General features: G+C 43.4%; 23 protein-coding genes. 20 read left to right on the top strand and 3 right to left on the bottom strand.

Annotated features, from left to right (window positions below):
* Positions 1-516: 516 nt before the first annotated feature.
* Positions 517-663: a hypothetical protein gene (locus tag QT984_RS03435; RefSeq protein ID WP_015211800.1), complete on the bottom strand. Its 147-nt coding sequence runs from the start codon at positions 661-663 to the stop codon at positions 517-519.
* Between the two features lie 225 nt (positions 664-888).
* Here QT984_RS03435 and QT984_RS03440 point away from each other — a divergent pair, with 225 nt between their 5' ends.
* Both QT984_RS03440 and QT984_RS03445 read left to right on the top strand, forming a co-directional pair.
* The gene (locus QT984_RS03440; RefSeq protein WP_333142758.1) at positions 889-1,392 is read left to right on the top strand and encodes a hypothetical protein; all 504 of its coding nucleotides are present in this window, start codon (positions 889-891) and stop codon (positions 1,390-1,392) included.
* A 219-nt stretch (positions 1,393-1,611) separates the two neighbouring features.
* Positions 1,612-2,079, top strand: a complete 468-nt coding sequence (locus QT984_RS03445) for a hypothetical protein (protein WP_333142757.1) — start codon at positions 1,612-1,614, stop codon at positions 2,077-2,079.
* Here the strand turns inward: QT984_RS03445 and QT984_RS03450 are convergent.
* Positions 2,069-2,290 (bottom strand): hypothetical protein, encoded by a 222-nt coding sequence (locus tag QT984_RS03450; RefSeq protein ID WP_333142756.1) that lies wholly within the window; start codon positions 2,288-2,290, stop codon positions 2,069-2,071. The genes QT984_RS03445 and QT984_RS03450 overlap by 11 nt on opposite strands.
* Positions 2,291-2,600: 310 nt before the next feature.
* On the opposite strand from QT984_RS03450, the gene QT984_RS03455 reads away from it, so the two are divergent.
* From QT984_RS03455 to rppB, 6 genes are all read left to right on the top strand, one after another.
* The gene (locus QT984_RS03455; RefSeq protein ID WP_333142755.1) at positions 2,601-3,656 is read left to right on the top strand and encodes an acyltransferase; all 1,056 of its coding nucleotides are present in this window, start codon (positions 2,601-2,603) and stop codon (positions 3,654-3,656) included.
* An 89-nt stretch (positions 3,657-3,745) separates the two neighbouring features.
* Entirely contained in the window at positions 3,746-4,780 is a 1,035-nt protein-coding gene (locus QT984_RS03460; RefSeq protein ID WP_333142754.1) for a C39 family peptidase, read from the top strand.
* Between the two features lie 165 nt (positions 4,781-4,945).
* Positions 4,946-5,422, top strand: coding sequence for a DUF2808 domain-containing protein (locus QT984_RS03465; RefSeq protein ID WP_333142753.1), 477 nt, complete (start codon positions 4,946-4,948; stop codon positions 5,420-5,422).
* Between the two features lie 96 nt (positions 5,423-5,518).
* Positions 5,519-5,992 carry a hypothetical protein gene (locus QT984_RS03470; RefSeq protein WP_333142752.1) on the top strand — a complete coding sequence of 158 codons (474 nt, stop codon included), beginning with the start codon at positions 5,519-5,521 and terminating at the stop codon, positions 5,990-5,992.
* A gap of 113 nt (positions 5,993-6,105) precedes the next feature.
* On the top strand, positions 6,106-6,576 hold the full coding sequence (locus QT984_RS03475) for a DUF2808 domain-containing protein (RefSeq protein ID WP_333142751.1): 471 nt from the start codon (positions 6,106-6,108) through the stop codon (positions 6,574-6,576).
* 225 nt (positions 6,577-6,801) lie between these two features.
* Positions 6,802-8,187 carry a two-component system sensor histidine kinase RppB gene (rppB, locus tag QT984_RS03480; protein WP_333142750.1) on the top strand — a complete coding sequence of 462 codons (1,386 nt, stop codon included), beginning with the start codon at positions 6,802-6,804 and terminating at the stop codon, positions 8,185-8,187.
* Between the two features lie 450 nt (positions 8,188-8,637).
* Here the strand turns inward: rppB and QT984_RS03485 are convergent, their stop codons facing one another.
* A complete protein-coding gene (locus QT984_RS03485; RefSeq protein ID WP_333142749.1) occupies positions 8,638-9,027 on the bottom strand; it encodes a DUF2834 domain-containing protein in 390 nt (129 codons plus the stop codon).
* A gap of 143 nt (positions 9,028-9,170) precedes the next feature.
* Between QT984_RS03485 and QT984_RS03490 the strand changes: the two genes are divergently transcribed.
* The 12 genes from QT984_RS03490 to recG all read left to right on the top strand — a co-directional run bounded on the left by QT984_RS03490 (position 9,171) and on the right by recG (position 21,364).
* Positions 9,171-10,037 (top strand): helix-turn-helix transcriptional regulator, encoded by an 867-nt coding sequence (locus tag QT984_RS03490; protein WP_333142747.1) that lies wholly within the window; start codon positions 9,171-9,173, stop codon positions 10,035-10,037.
* A gap of 255 nt (positions 10,038-10,292) precedes the next feature.
* The gene (locus QT984_RS03495) at positions 10,293-10,631 is read left to right on the top strand and encodes a hypothetical protein (RefSeq protein WP_333142746.1); all 339 of its coding nucleotides are present in this window, start codon (positions 10,293-10,295) and stop codon (positions 10,629-10,631) included.
* A gap of 386 nt (positions 10,632-11,017) precedes the next feature.
* Entirely contained in the window at positions 11,018-11,164 is a 147-nt protein-coding gene (locus tag QT984_RS03500) for a hypothetical protein (RefSeq protein ID WP_333373163.1), read from the top strand.
* A gap of 583 nt (positions 11,165-11,747) precedes the next feature.
* On the top strand, positions 11,748-12,257 hold the full coding sequence (locus QT984_RS03505) for a hypothetical protein (protein WP_333151769.1): 510 nt from the start codon (positions 11,748-11,750) through the stop codon (positions 12,255-12,257).
* Positions 12,254-12,940, top strand: a complete 687-nt coding sequence (locus QT984_RS03510) for a hypothetical protein (protein ID WP_333147759.1) — start codon at positions 12,254-12,256, stop codon at positions 12,938-12,940. Before QT984_RS03505 ends, QT984_RS03510 begins: the two co-directional genes overlap by 4 nt.
* An 895-nt stretch (positions 12,941-13,835) precedes the next feature.
* Positions 13,836-14,237, top strand: coding sequence for a plasmid mobilization protein (locus QT984_RS03515; RefSeq protein ID WP_333147757.1), 402 nt, complete (start codon positions 13,836-13,838; stop codon positions 14,235-14,237).
* Positions 14,238-14,287: 50 nt separating this feature from the next.
* Entirely contained in the window at positions 14,288-16,012 is a 1,725-nt protein-coding gene (locus tag QT984_RS03520) for a relaxase/mobilization nuclease domain-containing protein (RefSeq protein WP_333147754.1), read from the top strand.
* A 385-nt stretch (positions 16,013-16,397) separates the two neighbouring features.
* Entirely contained in the window at positions 16,398-16,736 is a 339-nt protein-coding gene (locus QT984_RS03525; protein WP_333147752.1) for a hypothetical protein, read from the top strand.
* Positions 16,737-16,806: 70 nt separating this feature from the next.
* Complete coding sequence (locus QT984_RS03530) at positions 16,807-17,091, top strand: GIY-YIG nuclease family protein (RefSeq protein ID WP_333147750.1); 285 nt, start codon at positions 16,807-16,809, stop codon at positions 17,089-17,091.
* 213 nt (positions 17,092-17,304) lie between these two features.
* Positions 17,305-18,387: an alpha/beta hydrolase gene (locus QT984_RS03535; protein ID WP_333147748.1), complete on the top strand. Its 1,083-nt coding sequence runs from the start codon at positions 17,305-17,307 to the stop codon at positions 18,385-18,387.
* A gap of 6 nt (positions 18,388-18,393) precedes the next feature.
* Entirely contained in the window at positions 18,394-18,579 is a 186-nt protein-coding gene (locus QT984_RS03540; protein WP_333147746.1) for a hypothetical protein, read from the top strand.
* A 691-nt stretch (positions 18,580-19,270) separates the two neighbouring features.
* Positions 19,271-21,364 carry an ATP-dependent DNA helicase RecG gene (recG, locus tag QT984_RS03545; protein ID WP_333147743.1) on the top strand — a complete coding sequence of 698 codons (2,094 nt, stop codon included), beginning with the start codon at positions 19,271-19,273 and terminating at the stop codon, positions 21,362-21,364.
* Positions 21,365-21,601: the final 237 nt, after the last annotated feature.

The following is a 21,601-nucleotide window of genomic DNA, read 5'->3' on the forward strand; positions in this document are numbered from 1 at the left end:
AATCAGTATTTACTTCTTGGCATCATCATTAGTTTCTCCATCGCCGTCCCTTTAATTGTCGATTACAGTTGGCGGGGTTGTCACCCCGCCAGGGTGTTATACTATCTCAGCACTTACTTGTGTGCACACTATATGTAGTGTGCACACAAGCAAGATCGCACTATTCGAGAAGCAGGGTAAAAGAGCAATTAGAAAACTAGCTACCAGATTTGATGTGAGTAAGTATAATTGTTGAACGACTTTTTAGTAGCTGCTGTTCTAAGGATTCTGTTCCAAATTTTTTCATAGCAGTTTTAGGCAAGTTTGAACCCAATCATTATAGTGATAGCCACTTTCAGTTTTGTGTAGTGGTTATAGTCATCCAATTTTTCGATAAAATACTCTATCTTGTCCAAAATAATATTGAAAAAAAAAGCAGCAGTCACTCAAAATTGAGATCGTGCTGCTGTCGGATATTCTCTTGCTTATCCCTGTTAAAAATCCGTGAGGTAATCTACACACCGGGGAAAATAAGGATTATTTATCGCAATTAGCTTGAGGGCAGTCAGGAGTAGGAGTAGTACAGGGGCCGGCGGCAAAGACAACCGCGGCTGTACCTGCTGTCAGGAGAACTGCCGTCAAAGCTGCAAGAGTGAAGCGTTTAGTCTGAGTTGCTTTAATCATGAATTTTTACCGGGGAATCTAGGATCGAAAAGTTTCTTTGGGAAACTATATATAGCATAAACCCTCAAGTCGGCTATAGAGTCAAGGGGGGGAAAGATTAAAAATGATAAAAATATTGAATTTCCGAGGTCACGATCCGAATACCTGTATGAAAGTCTGAAGATTTCATCCAGATTTCATTTTTGGGTGTCATATTCTAATTATTGTACCCAAAAAATAAATCGAATGAAAGCGCTCAAGTCAAGCTTAGTTATTCTAGGCAGTGTCGGATTGCTGTTTTTGGGAGCTTGCAGCAAAAGCGACCAAGGAACCGGCCCAAACAGCAGCCCAACATCCGCTCCTGTTGCCTCTCAACCTAATACTTCCAGTTCGGCCGCTTCTCCTGCAGCATCTGCTAAAACAGAACCTCCCAAACCATCTAAAGGAGGTCAAGTTGTCGAGTCTGGACCTTACCACCTAGAACTTTTAACTCTGAAAGAGGATAGCGGAACTCACTTAGATCTTTATTTGCAAAAAGGCGATACCCACGAACCGATTCCTAATGCAAAAGTGACGGCACAAGTGCAGTCTCCGAATGGAGAGCAGCAAACGCTGGACTTCAAATACGATGCTGATGGCAAACATTACGCCGTTGTATTTCCAGGCAAAGATGCAGGAAGTTATCCCGTGAAAGTGACTGCGGATATTAACGGAGAAAAAGTTGACGGTCGTTTTAGCTTCAATCAATAGAATGCAAGTTTTCTTACAATTGATCGGAAATCCCCTAAAATGATTTAAACACAGGATAAGCAGCACAGCTTTCTCGCAAAATGAATAGTCTAAATTACCAAGATTATCCGGTTGAGCGAGGAATAGAAGGAATAATCATTTAGATGCTCTAGCATTAATGAAAGTCAATGCTCGGAAATTTATAAGAGTACAAAATCCCTAATCAAACGAGGAAAGACCATGAAAACAGTAAAGTCAGGTTTAATTATTCTGGGTACTGTGGGGCTAATATTTTTGGGAGTTGGAAGTAACAACAGCCAAGCTGCTACTTCAGCCAACAGTTCTGCCGTCTCGTCTTCAAAACCCATTACAAGAACAGAGATAGCCGCCGCTCAAAACAAAGGCGGTCAAGTCGTTGAATCAGGGCCTTATCATTTAGAGTTGGTGGTCGAGAAAGAAGCCACTCAAACTCACCTGGATTTCTATTTGCAAAGAGGCGACAACCACCAGACAATACCTAATGCGAAGATAACCGGTCAAATTCAGATGCCCGATCGCACTCAAAAGACTGTTACCTTCACTTATGACCAGAAAGACCAGCACTATACAGCTTTCCTGCCTGGAAAAGTTGTAGGTCAGTATCAGATGAAGATTACTGCTGATATTAACGGTCAAAAGGTAGACGGTCGATTCACCTTCACTCGGTAGACTTTTTAGTAGGTTGAATCTGCGGTTGACTGGTTGACGGGTTGCTGGCGGGCTGTTTGTTGTCGTGACCAACTAATGCCCGCCAACTTCCGTTTAGAAAGAAGAAAGCAGCCATAGGCACAAGGCAACACGCCAGCATTGCTATCCCCATACCCATCCATAGGAGAATTGGGTTTTTTAATTTTTGCTCGCTCATTTTTATAAGTTTCATTCTGTCATTTTCACAGTAGGGTAATTCGGCAATTTTATGATAGCATACCGGATTGCTGTCAGAGATGAGCTATTTACCTGCACTATAAGTCGCATCAATATTAAAATTTTCATCCTGATTTCATTTAGGAATGTAAACCTTAAGTTGAGCGCGGTTAAACGCTGTCTAATCAGAATGTAACGTTTCTGGTGTTGCACCCGCCAAGTAGTAGGGATACGTCACTGCCCGCAGGTGTCAACTTAAGACTGAAACCCTTGACAAATATCGTTTGCAGCCGAGTGTGGCTACCATCACTACCCCTGTTTTTACAATGCAAAAAGCATCTACTAGGTTTGCTGAATTCGATTTAATCAGAGCTTTGGCGATCGTCAGTGTTGTGATTATTCATGCTGGTTTTTTGTCATTACCCGATCGCAGAATTCTATTTATTTCGATCGATACACTCCAGCTTTTCTGCGTACCTGCATTTTTACTGATCAGCGGTTTTTTTCTTACCAACAAGCTTGAAAATCAAAATAACCCGACGCTGATATTAAAGAAAAGGCTGTCGAGAATTATACCGCCCTATCTTTTTTGGTCAGTAGCCTTCTACATTTTAAATAATTTGGGCAACCTCAAACGATTTGATTTACTTGGATTAGTTAGAGATGTGCTGACAGGTTCTGTGCTGCCCCCCTATTACTTTATAGTTGTGATTGTTCAATGCTATTTGTGGTGGTGGATTCTAGTTAAATTAAAATTTTTTGAGCCCCGAAAAGTTTTGGCTTTGGGTTTCACCATTCAAATAGCTTTTACCATAGTCTTTTACTTAGTTGCTTTCAAATACTTACCTTCCATACCTATACCGCTGATAGAGCGCTGGATTTTTAGTTGGATTTTGCCGTTTTCCACTGGTTTAGTTCTTGGCAGTTGCTATGACAACATTCAAGGATACCTTCAGCGCCAAAGAATGCTTATTTTAGCAGCAACTATCTTGTTCTATCTAGCGAGTATTTGGGAATTTTACCTACTCAGTGAAGTGAATTCGGATGCCTGGTTTGCCCGATCGTTTTTTAAACTATCTACTCAAGGATACGCAATTTGGTTCGTACTGTCGATATTGGCATTTTCTCAAAGCATCATACTTCCCAGTAAACTATCGAAATTAGTCAAAATATTGGCGGCTTACTCCTTTCCTATATACCTGCTAGATGTGATGGTAGTAAACTATGTTAATTTAGCGTCTTATAAATTTATGTATTCTGCCGAGCCACTGCTCAAGCTCGGAGTTTTAGTGACGGTAGATTTGCTAGTTTGTTTTGGGATTATTTACCTGTTGCAAAAACTTTTACCCAAGAATTACAGTCAGTACATTCTGGGAATTTAATCTGGATTTACGCAACATCCGTGGGGGCGAGGCGATCGAAAATGGGGAAATGGGTTTAACATTTAGTTCCAATATTCAATAAATTAATTATGAAACTCCAAAACATTGTAGGAACCAATAAGAAAGTGGATGTAAAGGCGATCGCTGCCGATAAAGAGCTAACTCGCCAAATCCAAATTCGTCTCATCGACTTAGGTTTGCTAGACCCTCCAGCCAACGGCATCTTTAGTCCAGTCTCTACTGCGGCTCTCAATCGATTTCACAAGCTGATTCAGTGCACTGATGAACCAGGATTTATCGGAGCAAAAACAGCCGAGAAACTTATTGAAGCCAAGCCATCGGATCTCAAATTTCCACCTCCTGTCCTCAAGATAGTTAATGAGACAGTTCTCAAGGCTAGACCTATCTATGCGTTAAATTTATCAGATGCAGAGAAACAAAAAATTGAAACGGGGAAAGTATTGGAGCTTGTCTCTTATGAAATGGTTCGCGATCACATCCGAGTAGCTTTGCGAAAAGATTCCTTTAAAAATTCTCAAATCTGGTATGTCTATAGGTCGCACGTCCAAATTTTACAAGAAGGAAAGGTAATTTATCCAAAAACTAAGCCTAAGAGCTTTCAACTTGCTAATTTTCCTTACAAATACCAACTGGATAATTACTATAATCCGACTGGTGCTTGCAATGTCACATCAATGGCAATGTGCTTGCAGTTCCTCAACAAACCGCGCCGGGACACGATCGGTCAATTTGAGGACGAACTCTACGCATATGCACTCAACAAAGGTTACAGTCGCTGGAACCCCTACGACTTGGCAAAAATTGTCAGAGAGTATGGTGCTCAAGATACCTTTAAAGAGAATGCGACCTTTGAGGAAGTTAAAGATTGGTTAGTAGATGGAAACCCAACTGTCATACATGGCTATTTTACTTCTTTCGGTCATATTCTGCCCGTAGTTGGATATGACGAAACTGGCTTGATTGTTCACGATCCTTATGGAGAATGGTTTGCTAGCGGGTATAACAACAATGCCAATGGAGCTTATCTTCACTATTCCTATGATTTAATCCGTCGCGTTTGTATGGCAGATGGAAATTTCTGGGTTCATTTCATTTCCAAGTAAGAGAGTAAAGCGCTTGTTTGCTATTAAAATTCACCTCTCACTGGTTCATATTTCATCTTGATTTCATAATTAGCTGTCAATCTAGTTAATAAGAAGCTAACTCTTCAAATATGAATGTTGAAGTAGGTTGGCGTACTGTACTTAATTTCCTAGAGAGTCAAAACTATGAGAACACTCATTTACGGTGCTGTATTTGCTCTGTCAGCCGCAGTTTTAGTTCCTGCTGTCCATGCGAGCACCAGAACAGGCGCCGAGAATTTTCCTCACATTGATAGTTCAGTACAATTTCCGGAAACTAAGGCAAGAATCGTCAGGCATACTTTCCGGCTACACATTCCTCAAGGAACTAGGGCTATTTCTCAATTAAAAATTAGCGTTCCTGCGGGGTTAACTGTCAGGGATGATATCAGTATATCTGACGATTCAGGTCAAAAAATTGACACTAAGGTTTCTGTCAACAGCAATCAAGTTATACTAACCTTCTCCCAACCTCTTTCTCCCGAAAACACAATCAAAATTACCATGAATAAAGTAATAATTTCTGGAGTTTCTAACGCTTGGATGTACCAACTTACTGCTACATTAGTTGGCGACAATACAGACATTCTCCTCGGTATAGCACGGGTTCGCAGCTATCAATAAAAAAATCAGGTGTTACGGCCGATCTTTCATCCTGGTTTCATCCATACGTATCAAACTAAGAAATAAGCCAAACGTTAGTTTTCAAGGAGTGCAGTCGTGAAAAAATTAATTAGCATTAGTGCAGCATTTGCCCTAATTATTGCCTCTTCTATCTCCGCAGCAAAAGCAACAGGAATACCGGGAGATTCCCAATCACCTCACATTGTCGGAGGCCGTTCCTATCCTGACTACCCAACTTGGAGAGCCTTCCACGATTTTGACGTTCACGTTGAGGGAGAAGCCATTTCAGAACTATCAATTCAGTTGCCCTCACTGCGAATCAAGGGTATTGAAGTAAGCAGGCAATCCGGTGAAAAGATTGAGGCAACAACTTCTGTTAAAGGTGGAAAAGCAATGGTAGTTTTCTCCAAACCTGTAGTTGCCGGGACTGTGCTGACAATTTCTATGCTTGAGGTTGAGGCTTCCATCTACCCGCGTAATTATATATACCGCGTTTATGCCAAGAAAGTGGGTCAGAGTTCAGACAGTAAAGTTGGTACGGCCAATATTCAAACTCTCCCACGGTGGTAAATGCTTTTGGAGGTTAATTTCCTAAGCGACTGACATCTTACCTGGATTTATTTCAGGGCTTTTAGACCCATTAATGCCGAGTCCATTGAGTTAATTATTTGAGGAGCATCGCCATGAAAAAGTTAGTTTACGCCACTGCATTCACCTTCTTGTTGTCATATAATGCCCCCGCTACTGTTGCGGGAGGAGCGATGCGAAATGCTAATATTTCTCACCTGATTCACAGCGGAGCCCATCCCAATAGCGCTCGCTTTCAGGGTGCTACTCATCATTTTGAAGTTCACGTTCAGGGAAAACCTCTTTCGGCACTTACAATTGATTTACCGGATGATGTGAAAATGCGTAGCGGAATTGACGTAACAAATCAATCTGGTCAAAAAATCGAGTCTCAAGTTTCTGTTAATAACCGAAAAGCGACAGTGGTTTTCTCCCAACCTGTTTCTCCTGATACCACCATATCGATTGATATGCGGGGCATTCACACTCCTGGTTACAGTCGGAGTTGGATGTACGCTATCTCTGGTAAAATGGCGGGAATAAACGCAGAAGTACCACTCGGTACAGTTTTAATTCAAACCTACTAAAGGTAGCTGGCAGTTAGGGATTTTAAATTGCAATTAACTTGAATAAATTCGAGAAAATTGCAATTTAAAATTTGCTATTACTTAAAGGCTAAAAGCTGAAAAAGTCGGAAGAGTGCTATCTTTTGTTGCTCAATTTTTGAAACAATTTACTGCAATAAATGAGAGTTATGTCCTGACCAATTACCTATTAACACTTTAACACTTACCAATTACCTATTAGGAAAGATGAATCAAAATAAACTATTTAATCGGACTCGCTGGAAATTAGCCATTTCCTATGCAGCAGTAATGGGTTTGATTTTAAGCTTGTTGGGATTTGGTGTATATAGGGCGATCGCCCACGCTCACTGGGTAGCCCTAGACCGGGAATTAGAATCGGTAGCGGGAACGCTACATGACAGCCTAGAAATCAAATTGCAGCAGCCCGGACGCCTGGAACCAATAGTCAATGAACTTTTGCCCAACCTCCGCGTAATTGGAGTTAACGGCATTAAAGAACAGTTGCCAAGCCGCCATACTTTAAGCGCTATCAACCAAAGCTATTACTATATCCGTTTATTTGATAAGTCAGGAAATTTGATTGCTACAGCAGGCGCTTATCCCAAAGAATTGCTAGGGACTTTTAACTCACAACACTGGCAAACCATTACTGACAGCAAAGGCAATATTTATCACCAAATTTCTGTATCACTGCATACTCAAAATCAGAAAAATTGGGGATACTTTCAAGTGGGGCGGAGCTTGCAAGACTTCAACGATTATCTCAGTACAGTCAAATTAGTTTTAAAGTTGGGATTGCCTACTGCGTTAATCTTGGTAGGCTTTTCTAGTTGGTGGCTGGCAGGATTGGCAATGAAACCAATTTATGCTTCCTACCGACAAATTCAACAGTTTACAGCGGATGCCGCTCACGAACTACGAACGCCTTTAGCCGCCTCTCAAGCGACAGTAGAATCCGGGCTGTTGATGTCTGAATTGGATGAAAAAGAAGCGCGGGAAATTTTGCGAACTGTAGAGCGCCAAAACCGCAGATTGACTCAGTTAGTGGCTGATTTGTTGCTGTTGGCGCGGATGGATAATCAACCGATACCCGATCGCCCTCAATTGTGTTGTTTAAATGACTTGGTTAGCGATTTAGTCGAGGAATTGGCAGCAATGGCGATCGCCAGAGAGGTAGCGCTAACATCGGAATTGCCGGTGCATCAGCCATTGACTATTATTGGTGATTCTAACCAGCTTTATCGCTTAGTTTTTAATTTAATTGTCAATGCCATTCAATACACTTCACCTGGTGGCAAAGTAACGGTTATTTTAGAAAAAAATGACCATTTAGTTGTGATTCATGTTCAAGATACAGGGTGTGGGATTGCAGCAGAAGATCAAAAGCAAATTTTTGATCGTTTCTATCGAGTTAACAGTTCACGCGATCGCGTTACTGGCGGCTCGGGATTGGGATTGGCGATAGCGCAAGCTATAGCCTTAGCACATGGCGGTAGCCTGACTGTGCAAAGTAAATTGGGTACGGGTAGCATTTTCACACTGCGATTTCGAGAAAGAAATGCGGCGTTGATGAATGATGCCATGAATCATGGAGTAATCGGCACATCCTAGAACTTGGGCGTTGGGCGTTGCACATTTATGGTATGATGGACAAATATACTTAACTAACTAGGGCTTGCTCAATAAGTGGTTCAAGTAAACACTGTATGGGTTTTCGGACGAAGAAAGGTAGTAATGTGCAGGAAAAACAGGTGAAATAGATCAAAATCCCTGCATTACCATCTGCGAGCATATACATAAAAGCGGAACTTTATCTTCTCCCACCCTTGGAGTTTGAGCTAGCCAACGGATACAAAGAGGTTTTTCAAACTTGACCACACATGATTTTTTAGGGTCTATAGCTTGTGCAATTATCTTTGATAAGTCGCTCCTTCAATCCTAGGTTTTTAAGCATGGTTTTCTTCCCCTTCTTCTTTCCATTATTACTCCCTTTACTCGACCATAAAAACTGTTGGTAAGACGATAACGCGGAGCTGTAGTCAGAAAGTCTTTACGTAGAGCTTAATGCTCAAACTTTAGGGTTTCTAACGCTCGTTCGCGCCAATATAAAAATAAAGGCAAAGCACAAGATACACCAATGCCAAAAGTAGCGACAACGTAAACAAACAACCAGCGACGAGACAAACCTAATCGCTTTAGCTCAATAAATGAAAAACAGAAGAAGACATCTGCACAAATGAGCAAATCTATTGCTACGGCAGAAGCGACATGATTAGCGAACGCATTCTGGAAAAATAAATCGAGATCAAGACCATTCTGGAGAAAGAACTTCAGCAGAAAGCTCCAAGGCGCGATCGCACCAATAATCGTTAGCAGCAGATAAAGCGATTGGGTTGACAGAAATTTTTTGGATGTAGGTAGTTGCCGCTGTAGATAAGTTGCATTGGACATAGGTTCACTTTCCTTTTGTTATCAGCACTTCAACAGGGACTTGGTTTGGCGAAGCGTAAAAGTTCGTCATCAACCCTGTTGCTCTGATTGTCACCCTCCGAGATAATATAAACAATTACCTACGAGGTAATAAGGATAGTAAAATGGCGAGCGCTTCAACCTCAACGCAATCAACTCCAAACCGAGACGCATCCTTTGGGAATCTGCTCAAACACTGGCGCAATCAACGCGGTTTGAGTCAACTCGATTTGGCTTTAGCTGGCAATGTCTCTCAGCGGCATATCAGCTTCTTAGAATCAGGCAGAGCTAATCCCAGCCGGGATATGGTACTGCAACTGGCGGCTGTGCTACATGTTCCTCTGCGCGATCAAAACATCATGCTCACGGCGGCGGGCTTTGCGCCGATTTATTCCCAAAGCGATTTATCAGCGCCTGAAGTTGAACCGATCCGCAAAGCCATAGAGTTTATCTTGCGCCAGCAAGAACCCTATCCGGCATTAGTAATGGATCGTTATTGGAATTTAATCCAGAGCAATACAGCCGCGCAACAGCTTACCAATTGGTTAGTTCATCCAGAGAAGCTGCAACACCATTTCTGCATCAACGGCAGGATTAATCTGATGCGGCTGATGTTTCATCCTCAAGGGTTCAAGCCGTTTGTGGGGAATTGGGAAGAAATTGCTAGCCATCTGATGCAACGGGTGTATCGAGAAGCGTTCGTCGATGGACATAGCGACGAATCTATGGCTCTTTTTCAAGAACTACAAGCTTATCCAGATGCCCCCCGCTTGTGGCAGCAATCTCTACCCCGCACCTGGCAACTACCCTTGTTGACGGTACAGTTTGTCAAAGACGGACTGAGCCTTAACTTATTTTCGGCGATCGCCACGTTAGGTACTCCTCATGACATCACGTTGCAGGAACTGCGGATTGAAAGCCTGTTTCCGGCAGATGAGGTGGCGCAAACCAATCTTGCAAATTTTTACAGGGATACACCGGCACCCCACTAGAGATGGGTACTCCCCAGAAAGCCGGGGCCGGTGGGCTAATATGGGCACACATATCGTTAGCGCACTCAATGCCGAAGTATTCCCCTGAAACAGTCGAGGCCATCTTAGAAACCATCCGCACAACGGGCAGCGCGTGAGCCGGTCGCCTAATGAGTGTCTGGTTGCTCGCGCGTCGCTTCGATATTAGGAAAAAGCCCTATCCTGATAAATCTTTGTTGATATTAAACACAGAACAAAATTACAAACATCAACAAAATGGTTACTAACAAGACACACATCGCCGTCTCTCTAGACCTGGGAACCAGCATTCCCAGCAGTGTACGTGCAGCAGATGCAAGCAACCTCGTTCTGAAAATTAGGCACGAAAACGAATTAGAAAAGGTACGGGCTCAAAATCAACAGTTGGTGGAATTTCGATCACAAGTTGAGGCCACGCAGGCTGCGAGCGAAAAGCTGAAGGTTCAACAGGTTCAACAGTTGGTGGAATTTCGATCACAAGTTGAGACCACGCAGGCTGCGAGCGAAAAGCTGAAGTTTAATGACAGGCGTTTTGGTAGCTACAAAACCTGGCAGTCATTCCGCATCCTGTCCTAGTTAGGTCGATCGCCAACTCTCTAGCGTCTGTCTCATCTCCTGACCTAGCAGTAGCACTTCTAAGTCCTAGATGGGTAAATTTGATTTCCTTGACCTAATTGCAACGATCACAGACGCTCTCGCCATTAAGACACCGTATTAGGGTCTGCTCTTAACCTGCCTTCATACCAACAGTTTAGCCGATTGCAAAGCGCGAGTCCGACAACAGCAATTTATGCAACTGCCAAGGCTGACATAACGGCTGCTACGCTGCCAATTTTTTCGCACTTCTGAAATTTGATTTTTAATTCAACTTACCATACCGTAACTTGACTATTAAGTCAATTCACTTGTTGTTAAAAACGCTAAAAAATAGCTAATTGTTGTGGAGCGCTAAAGTCAGGGATTTGCAGTATAAAGTCAGGCGTTTGCAGTATAAAGTCAGGCAAGTGCAGGTATTTGCAGGGGGTGCACTTTACCTGCAAATGCCTGTAAATATCCTGCAAATGCCTGACTTTTTCGGTCAAATTACTGCTTTTTTGTGCTCTTCGTGACTTTGCTTGTTGAGGCTGCTTTTGGCTGTTCTCAATCGGTAGCAAGCAATGGTTTTGCGATCGCAAACCATGATTAATGCGTGCAGAAAAAAAATAATACACCCTGATGAATGGGGCATCCTAGGTGTCAAGCGACTTGATTTTTACCCGATATCCAACTGTGCTGATTGCACGAACATTGCTCCTGCTGTTGTGGAGACCCTTGTGACAGCATCGGCGTCAATTGCCCCAACTGTCCCGATCGCACGCTTAGCGGAGCGAACCTCACTCGCTCTCTTGTAAACTAAATTTTATGCCTGATAGGAAGCTAGGAAAAAAAGTGAGGAACAGTCGTAGCAATAGCAATGTTGGGAGATATATTTATACCGATACCGGTAAAGGAAAGTTCCGGCTAAGTTTTCTGAAACTTATAGTGCGATCGCTCCTACCTACAACGGCTTCAAGCGGCCGGGGCGAGCGCTGTATTGGCTACATGGCGATTGCCCTTCAACGAACGCCTCGCAGTAAATTAAAGTCGCCACACCTTAATTATTCGCTATTCGCGAATATAGAATAAAGGAAACAATGCGCTCGCTCATCCGCTATGCTAAAACCCCAAGATATCCTTGCAATACTCAAAGTCCACAGTTGGGATTCAACGAACTGGACGTACAGTTCTCTCGCTCAAAGCTTGGGCATGAGCGCATCAGAAGTTCATGCTGCCCTTGAGCGTTCTGAAGCTGCGGGTCTGTATTATGGCTCCGAGCGGAAAATTTTGAAGCAAGCGGTGTTGGAATTCTTGGTTCACGGGTTGCGCTATGTATTCTACGCCCAGCCAGGCCCCCTCTCGCGGGGATTGCCAACTGCACATTCTGCTGAGCCGTTGAAAAGCAAGCTGGTTGCCTCACCGTCTGAGGTTTACGTCTGGCCTGACCCTCAAGGTGTCGTGAGAGGGCAGGCAATCGCGCCTCTGTACCGCTCAGTCCCCCAAGCTGCCAGTAACGATCCAGAACTCTACGCCTTGCTCAGCTTGATTGACGCTATTCGAGTTGGTCGGGTGCGGGAGCAACGTTTAGCCGCTAGCGAACTTGAAAAGAGGATCGTCGCTCTATGAATCAGCAGATATTCATGCTGGAAACAGTCGCCCGGATACTCTCTCAAGTACGCACTACCATCGTCTTCACAGGAGGAGCAACGATATCCCTGTATCTGGACGAAGTGGCTGCTCCTGACATTCGACCTACCGATGATGTTGATTGTGTTGTCGAAATCATGTCCAGAGCTGAATATTACAACTTCTCGAACTTGTTGCGAACCCTTGGGCTTCAAGAGACTACAGAATCAGGTGCACCCCTATGTCGCTGGCAGTATGAGGGCATTTCAATTGATGTCATGCCGTGCGACTCCTCTGTATTAGGGTTTTCCAATCGCTGGTACAGGCCGGGCATTGCTAACTCTATTCGCTACCAACTTCCAAGTGGTAGGCAAATCCTAATTTTTTCAACGCCTTATCTCCTCGCTTCCAAAATAGAAGCTTTCATGGGTAGAGGCGGGGGTAACTTTTATTTTAGTTCTGATATTGAAGACATTGTGGCACTGCTTGACGGGCGTTTTAGTTTGTTCGAGGAAGTGCAACAAGCTGACTATGAAGTGAAAGCATTTTTATCAGGATGGTTTCGAGCCGAGCTTGCAAATCTGTGCGAAATCGCGCCTGCTTTCCTCTCACCCGTTGCTAAAAATTCAGGTCGCACTCGCTTGCTCTTGCAAAGAATTGAAAGGCTGGCGATGGTAGTTTAGTAGTTAACTGCTAGCAATAGACAGCAGCGGACACTCGATCGAGGTAAGCCTTACACTCGCGAACAGCCTCAACGGAACGCAAAAACCAGATAGTCCAGCCTCAGCTTTATTGCTGGCATAGTGGGTACTACACTACAAAATCACTTCATAAATTTTAGCTACCTGCCAATTTTCTCACACTTGCTCAACTTGATTTTTTATTCAATTCCGATGCCACAACTTGACTATTAAGTCAATCCACTTGTTGTTAAAAACGCTAAAAAATTAGCTAATTGTTGCGTCAGCTAAAGTCAGGGATTTGCAGTATAAAGTCAGGGATTTGCAGTATAAAGTCAGGCAAGTGCAGGTATTTGCAGGGGGTGCACTTTACCTGCAAATCCCTGTAAATATCCTGCAAATGCCTGACTTTTTCGGTCAAATTACTGCTTTTTTGTGCAGAGACTGCCTTTGCTGGTTGAGGCTGCTTTTGGCTGTTCTTGATTAGTAGCAAGCAATGGTTTTGTGATCACAAACCGCACTTTTACGTGCAGGAAGAGAAATAATGCACCCTCCTTTTACGGAAGCCTAACCGTAAGGTCGGGTTTAATACTTTCTTTAGCTTTAATGACAACTGTAACTATTTGTACTACGATTTAAGCTGAATATTCTATAGCTCTAAGAAATTAGAGGGAGAAAATGCTTCAAAAGCAATTCAACAAGCTCATCACTTATTCAAGTGCGATCGCACCTAAATCCACTATTCTATACAAATAAAGAAAATTATACTCAGTCTCTACCTTAATAAACTGTCTAAACAGCCCTCTCCAATTGGGGGGGATAAAATCACCTGAATAGCGCTTGTCGATTACAGTTGTTAACTTGTATCTTGGTAAGAGGTTTTTACTGATTAAAAACTATGAAGACTTTACCGTCCGTCAAACCTAGAGAGCTGCTATCCAACCATATTCACATTCGCCTAACTGACTCTGACTACAATCAAATCAAAGCAAGAGCAGAGCAAGTAAATTTAAGCATGAGCGACTTCATGCGCCGTGCAGCTTTGAGGAGAACCATGCCACGCCCTCTAGCTGCATTTGACTTGAAAGCCTATCAAGTTTTGTGCAAGATTGATACCCAATTGAGGATTGCAGGAAACAACCTCAATCAAATTACTAAAGCTTGCAATAGTGCTGTGGCATTGGGAGAACCAGTTGTTGTCAATAAAGGACTCTTAGAAAGCGTACAGCAACTCATTCGAGAGAACCAAGCTACAATTAAAGCAATAGTTGCAAACCTTACCAATTCTACAGTCCGCTAATTTTTAACAAGCCTGAGAAATTGATGTAATAAACCTACTGCGAAACGGTTATGATTGGCAAACAAATTAAAGGTACAGGCTTTCGGGGCTGTCTGAACTACGTGCTGGGCAAAAAAGACGCCGCTCTAATTGGCGGTACTATGTGCGGACAAACTCCTGAAGAACTGGCTGCTGAATTTGCGATCGCCCGACAACTAAGACCTAACCTGAAAGTAGCAGTTTTTCACGCCACTTTATCTGTCGATAGCACCGAAAAACTAGAAGATTCTGAAGAAAATGACCAACGCTGGCTGGCGATTGCAGCCAACTACATGAAAGCGATGGAATTTGACAACAACCAATACGCAGTTGTCAAGCACAGCGATACACAACACGACCACATTCACATCGTCGCCAGTCGCATTTGTCTAGATGGAGGTGTCGTTGACGATAGCTGGGATTATTACAAAAGCCAAGAAACTATTCGCCAACTCGAACGGAACTACAGCCTGGAAACTGTTACACCCAGTTGGGAAACAGACAAACGAGCTCAGACTACAGGAGAACACAGGCAATTAAAAAGCAAGGGAAACCAGAGCGTCAGGGTGCAATTACAAGACCTAATTGATGAAGTTACCCAAGACAACCCAAGTATGCCAGAATTCGTTGAGCGGTTGCAGCAACAAGGCGTAGAGGTGCAAGTCGGATTGACTCGAACTGGAATCGGCTTGAGTAAAGGCATTTCTTACAATTTAGATGGGGTCGCTTTAAGTGGCACTCAGTTGGGTAAAGCCTACACTTTTTCTGGATTGCAGAAGCATCGAGGCGTTAGCTATGACAAAGGGCGAGATAACGCCCTAATTGAGGCTTTAATGCAGCCACAACACTTAGCTATCGCCCTCAGTGAGGCAGAGGAAACTGAGCTAGAGTCGTCACAATCCGAGTTAGTAGCAACCGCACCTGCAACTCCTGCAAGAGAAAATAAATTAGAGTTGTCACAATTCGAGTTAGTAGCAGGCGCACCTGGAACTCCTGCAACAGCAAATGAGTTAGAGTCGTCACAATCCGAGTTAGTAGCAACCGCGCCTGCAATTCCTGCAACAGCAAATGAGTTAGAGTCGTCACAATCTGAGCTAGAAACAACTACACCTGCAATTCCTGCAACAGCAAATGAGCTAGAGTTACAACTGTCAATCCTGCCTGAAAGGAATGAAACTCAGTGGCAAAAAGTGCGATCGCATCTAGCAGTCGAGTACAGTTTACCTTTAGAATTGCTCGATTTATTGCACTCTCATTCTTGGCTGTATGCCGGCTCAGAAAAGGCTGTCTTTACAGGACGGACGCTTGAGGGGGAACCCAGGCTCGCTTTTGTCCTCGATGAAAGAGGCAACTTTACTACAACCCATCCCCTGTCATCTGAAGCTGCTTTCTGGGTAGCCACTACCGGAGAAATTGAGCGAGCTGTAATTGCCTGTAACCCAATCGAAGCCCTTTCACTTTTGCTTATTGAACAGGATAACTCTACAACAGCACCACCCACAATTTACCTAGGAATTGAACGAGCTTCACAACTACCTATACAATTCTTACAAGAACTCGATAGCGTTATTATAGCGATTGCCGAAAATTCTCAGCTCGCTCGAAATGCGATCTCGTTGCTACCGGATGCAGAACTTGTCAATCCACCGTCAAGTTGGAATGATATCTGGATACAATTAATTGAACAAGAACAGCCAACTCATAAACAAAATCACCAACAGCATAAACCGCACACCCAAAACCTCGAACTGGATTAGTTATTGCCACTTAAAAATTTGATTTTTATTAAATAAAAGCGCTAGCTAACAAATTTCCTGGTTGCGACATAAATTACTGGGTAGTTCTGGCATCTCAGGGTTTTGATAACGGTGGGTAAACCGTTTTATCCCCCCAATTATTCTTACCAGGCAGGAATACCAATTACTGATATTGCTACCACTAATTTTGACAGCTTTTTTAACGTATTTATCAACTATTTTGGCGTAACTATTAAGTAAATTGAGGCCGTGCTTGCTCAAATAATTTGTGAGTCAACATGGGTAAAAATAAATTATTTATACATTTTATCGTACTCACTAACATTTACGAAAAAACAAATTTATGAGCGCTGTCGCGCCCAAAAATAAAGCATCGGAAAAAAAAATGGAACTATCGCAAACCTACACCTATTACTTCAATAATTTAACCTGCGTCCACCAAACAGAAAACGAACTGTACATCATGGGCAAGGAAACAACACTTGTACTGAATTTTCAACAAACAAGCTATCAAACGCTCGACAAAATAATCCACGCTCTGCGACTTGTGAGAGACAAAAAAGTCCAAGATCGAAAGTCAATTATTGAACAAGAACTGCTGGCATTAAACTTCCAATTCCCTCTCGAAAGCAACAACGATAGCAACAACGACAGCAACAACGACAGCAGCAATGGTAGCAGCAACGGCAGCCACAAAAACTGCGAGCTAAAAATCGACTGGTAATTCAATTATGCCGGAGAGACAAGTTTGTTTCTCCGGCAGCCAATAGCCAACATTAAAACCACATTCAAAAATGGCAAACACAATAGCAGGATATGTATATCTCCTGCACTTTGAGCAGCCGATATGTCCGACTCGTCCGTCTCAACACTATGTCGGCTGGACTAAAGATTTGGACGAAAGGCTTTATCAGCATAAAAAAGGCAGAGGGGCTAAGTTTTGCGGCGCAGCCCGAGAACGCGGAATAAAATTTGTTCTGGCAGAATGCTGGGTTGCAGACAAAAGTTTTGAGAGAACAATCAAGAGGCAAAAGAACCACAAACGCTTCTGCCCTATTTGCACAAATTTGGTAAACTAAGATAATGCAATGTTTGCAACACTGATGCTTGACCGGAACTGTTTTGTCCTACAAATGCGTGTAGGCGTGAACTATCGTTCTGTATCTTTGACCTACTTAATTCTCTCTCAAATCCTGGCTAGCTGGTTTACAGATTACTGCTACCATACCTCACACTTAGTAGTAACCGCCATATTAGTTTAAGCTGATTAAAAATTAGGAGCAGAAAATCCGATGCTCCCCAAGAATAGCCGCAAAAAGTTACCATTATTGGCAGCGTTCTTAATCTCGCAATTTATCCCTTGGTTCTTGAGTGCGATCGCGCTATTTCTCAGTTTATGGGTCATCGTACCAGCACCCACGCTGTTTCTGTACCCTTTGGCGGTGGGAGCACCAGAAATTAGTCCTTGGTTAGTCGGTATCAATGCGATCGCCCTTCTGCTGAACCGGCCCAGACGACATCAACGCAAAGTCTACATTATTTTACCGATTTGTAACCTGTTCGCCCTAATTCTGAGCCTGCTTCCCCTGATGCAATTCCCAGAAGCCAATGCAGCAATAGCTACCGAAATGCAAGCAGTTCTAGGAACAAACTATTTAGCAACCGTTCCTCAAGCTCTACGCGCGCAGCTACACCCTCAACCGTTTATCCTAGCAGATGCGTTCCGGGGAATTCCGATTAGAGAGGTTAGGATCGATCGGGCTATTGGATTTGCCAACCCTGACGGAGTTTCACTGCAACTAAACCTTTATCGGCCGGTGGAAATTGGCAAATATCCGGCGATTATCACACTCTACGGGGGAGCTTGGCAGAGAGGCAATCCCGATTCCAATGAGGAATTCAGCCGCTACATGGCCGCCCAAGGCTATTGTGTGGTTGCAATTGCTTACCGCCACGCTCCCAAGTATCGATTTCCTGCTCAGCTTGAGGATGTACAAGCCGCTCTTTCCTATATCAAAACTCATGCTGGTGATTGGTCCATCGATCTCGATCGAATTGCTTTGATGGGAAGGTCTGCAGGTGCCCATTTAGCAATGCTAACTGCTTATGATTCTAGTGTGCTTCCAGTTAGAGCAGTGGTGAACTATTACGGGCCAAACGACCTTATTGGGGGATACAATGACCCATCTTTTCCTGATGCGATCGACGTTCGAGCCGTCTTGCGTGCCTTTCTGGGAGGAACCCCAAACGAACTCAATGAGCTTTACCACCGGGCTTCCCCCATTAATTATATTAAACCCAATCTTCCCCCTTGCCTACTGGTTTATGCAGGTCGCGATCATATCGTTCAGGCTAAGTTTGGGCGATCGCTCTAGGAACGATTGCGAGCCACGGGCGATTCCCTACGGGATAGCTTCGCCGCGCGTACTATTTTGCTCGAAATTCCTTGGGCTGAACACGCCTTTGATGCAGTTTTTAATGGCCCTAGCAATCAACTTGCTTTGTATTATACAGAACCTTTTTTGGCTTTGGCTTTGAAATATTCCGATTACCAGCCAATTAAATAAAAATTGAAATTTTACTCATTTATGCTTAAATAAAGGCGCCTCAAACTGTCTTAATTATTGCCATAAATCTCTTCTGTTTAAAATCTTATAAATTCCAAAAACTACGCCAGAAAGGTTTTGTGGCGCTGCTGAATCAAAGTATTATTTTGCCTATACGTAATTAGGGCTGACTGAATAAAAACAGAAGGCAGACCAGATAAGGGTTTCAATCTTTTTGGGCTCGAACAAGTACAAGTTATAAGATAAGCGAGGTTCAAAACCCTTGGACTTTCACAGGGAAGTCTCTGGGTAAATTTGGGAATTAGGCAACGAACCTACTATTTTTCAAGCTGTCTAGTCTCAATACTTCGGACAGTTTTTGAATGAGAGCCTGAAAGTGCCATTCTACCGTTTGTATCCGAGCTTGACGAAAGCCTGAAACCCTCATTATACCGTTAGCGATAGAAAACTGTCCGAAGTGTTGTAGTCTCGTTTATCCACTCTGTACACTTTTTTAGCAAGCCCTAATTATAAGAGTGCTTACCCGTCACGTCAGCGGTGGGCAACTACGGGGTGATTGCCCCTACAAATTTAATACCCAAATTCAGCCACGCCAACCAAAATTTTCCTCCTTGTTGATAGATGGATTAGCCCTCGGGAAATGAGCCGCGTTCGCGGCTAACTCTCAGCCAATTCAAATCCCTTCAAAAATATGGATTTAACTCTCACCTTACAACATTTGTCTGGGATTGCTGTTCCAGAAGCTCAAAAATTAGCAAAACTAGGTCTTCGCACCATTGCAGACCTACTCTACTATTTTCCTAGAGAACATCTCGCCTTCAAACGCACTCGGATTGCTGAGACAAAAACAGGAGATTGCGTAACAATTGCAGGCAAAATTATCAACCACAGTATCTTCGACTGCCGTACTAAACCAGAACTTACATTACAAAAATGGATTGTCTGCGACCAAACCGGCAGAATAGTTTGCACTCAATTTTACAACCACAGCTATTACCAATCGCAACTATGGCGTTCCCACCAAGCCGAACTTTACAAACAAGGTGCTATTGTATTAGTGACAGGAAAAGTCAAACAAGATAGCTATGGTAAAACCATCAGCAACCCAACAGTTAAAGTTGTTAGCTTTGAAGATGCTAAAGCCAGCACGACCTCTATTGTACCAGTTTACCGCTTAACTAAAGGCATAACTAACGAGCTAGTCCGGCATTGTATTCGTACAGCACTTGACTGTGTTGGTTTTATTGAAGACCCGCTGCCACAACGACTTCGCAAACGTTTTGGGTTAATAGCTCTCCAAAAAGCTATCGCACATATTCACTGTCCCCCAGACAGCAATACCCTCGAATCTGCCCGCCACCGCTTAGTGTTCGATGAATTTTTCTACTTGCAATTAAGGCTATTGCAGCACCGATATACCTTGCAACAACAGCCAGGATACTCCCTAAACTCAACAGGAAAACAGCTCAGAAAACTTTACAAGAATTTACCTTTTACCCTAACCAAAGCACAGCAAAGAGTCATTGCCGAAATTCTGTCAGACATGAGCAAACCAACTCCGATGAATCGCTTAGTACAAGGAGATGTCGGTGCCGGCAAAACAGTAGTAGCAGCAGTCGCCATCCTTGCAGCAATTCAATCCGGTTATCAAACAGCACTAATGGCACCGACTGAAGTGTTAGCCTCCCAACACTACCGCAAACTCAGTGAATGGTTTGAGCCGCTGGGATTGTCTGTAACGCTGTTAACAGGCTCCACAACAGCTAAGATTCGTCAAGAAATTGCCAAAGGATTAAACTTGGGGCTTCTTCCCTTGCTAATCGGTACTCACGCACTGATTCAAAATACTGTAAGCTTTAAGAAACTGGGTTTTGTGGCGATCGACGAACAGCATCGATTTGGAGTTCAACAGCGGCTCAAGTTGCAGCAAAAAGGCATTAGCCCTCACATTCTGACAATGACCGCCACACCCATCCCTAGAACTTTAGCCCTGACACTGCACGGCGATTTAGACATCAGCCTGCTGGACGAACTGCCACCGGGGAGAGAGCCAATTCAAACTCAGCTATTTACGAGTAGAACTCGCCACAAAGCTCACGAAATAATTCGACAACAAATCCAACTGGGCTATCAAGCCTACATCATTCTGCCACTTGTCGAAGAATCTGAACGGCTTGACCTCAAAGCCGCCATTGAGGAGCATCGGTACTTGAGGGAAAATATTTTCCGCAATGTCAATATCGGGCTGCTACACGGTCGCATGAATTCCGCCGAGAAAGAAACAGAAATCGCCAACTTTATTGCCCATAAAACTCAAATTCTCGTCTCTACGACGGTTGTTGAAGTCGGAGTTGATGTCCCCAATGCCACAGTCATGTTAATCGAACACGCGGAACGATTTGGCTTGTCACAATTGCACCAACTCAGAGGCAGGGTAGGACGGAGCACGGCACAATCTTACTGCTTGTTGGTAAGCGATTCCAAATCAAATAATTCTAGAGAGCGGCTCAAGATAATGGAAACTTCGCAAGACGGCTTCTTTCTAGCAGAAATGGATTTGAGATTGCGAGGGCCAGGTCAGGTATTAGGAACCCAGCAGGCGGGACTGCCAGAATTTGCCAAGGCTGATTTAATCAACGACCAGGCCATACTAGAGCAAGCTAGGAAAGCAGCACAGTTGGTAGTCGCAAAAGACCCCACTCTGGAAAGGTGGCCCGAACTTTCACAAGAATTGTTCGGGCGACAGCAGGTTAACAAACTCGATGCAGAAGCAGCACTTAACTAATAACCTGTTGTGCATCTAGATTAGACTTGAATTGCCTAAATCTTTGATTAATAGGTTAACCGCAGATTCAAGACAGCTCAACGCAAATAAACGCAGATAATTTCCTGATTGAAGAGCGAATAAATGCAATGCAACTCTATTGTCTATGGTGCAATACGCTTGGGTTAACGCTCTCTAACGAATTCTATCTCTGTTACGATTTTATGGCAATATATGCATCTTTTAAAAGTCAGATTG

The sequence above is a fragment of the Microcoleus sp. Z1_B2 genome (assembly GCF_036700325.1).
In the GTDB taxonomy this organism is placed as follows: Bacteria; Cyanobacteriota; Cyanobacteriia; order Cyanobacteriales; family Microcoleaceae; genus Microcoleus.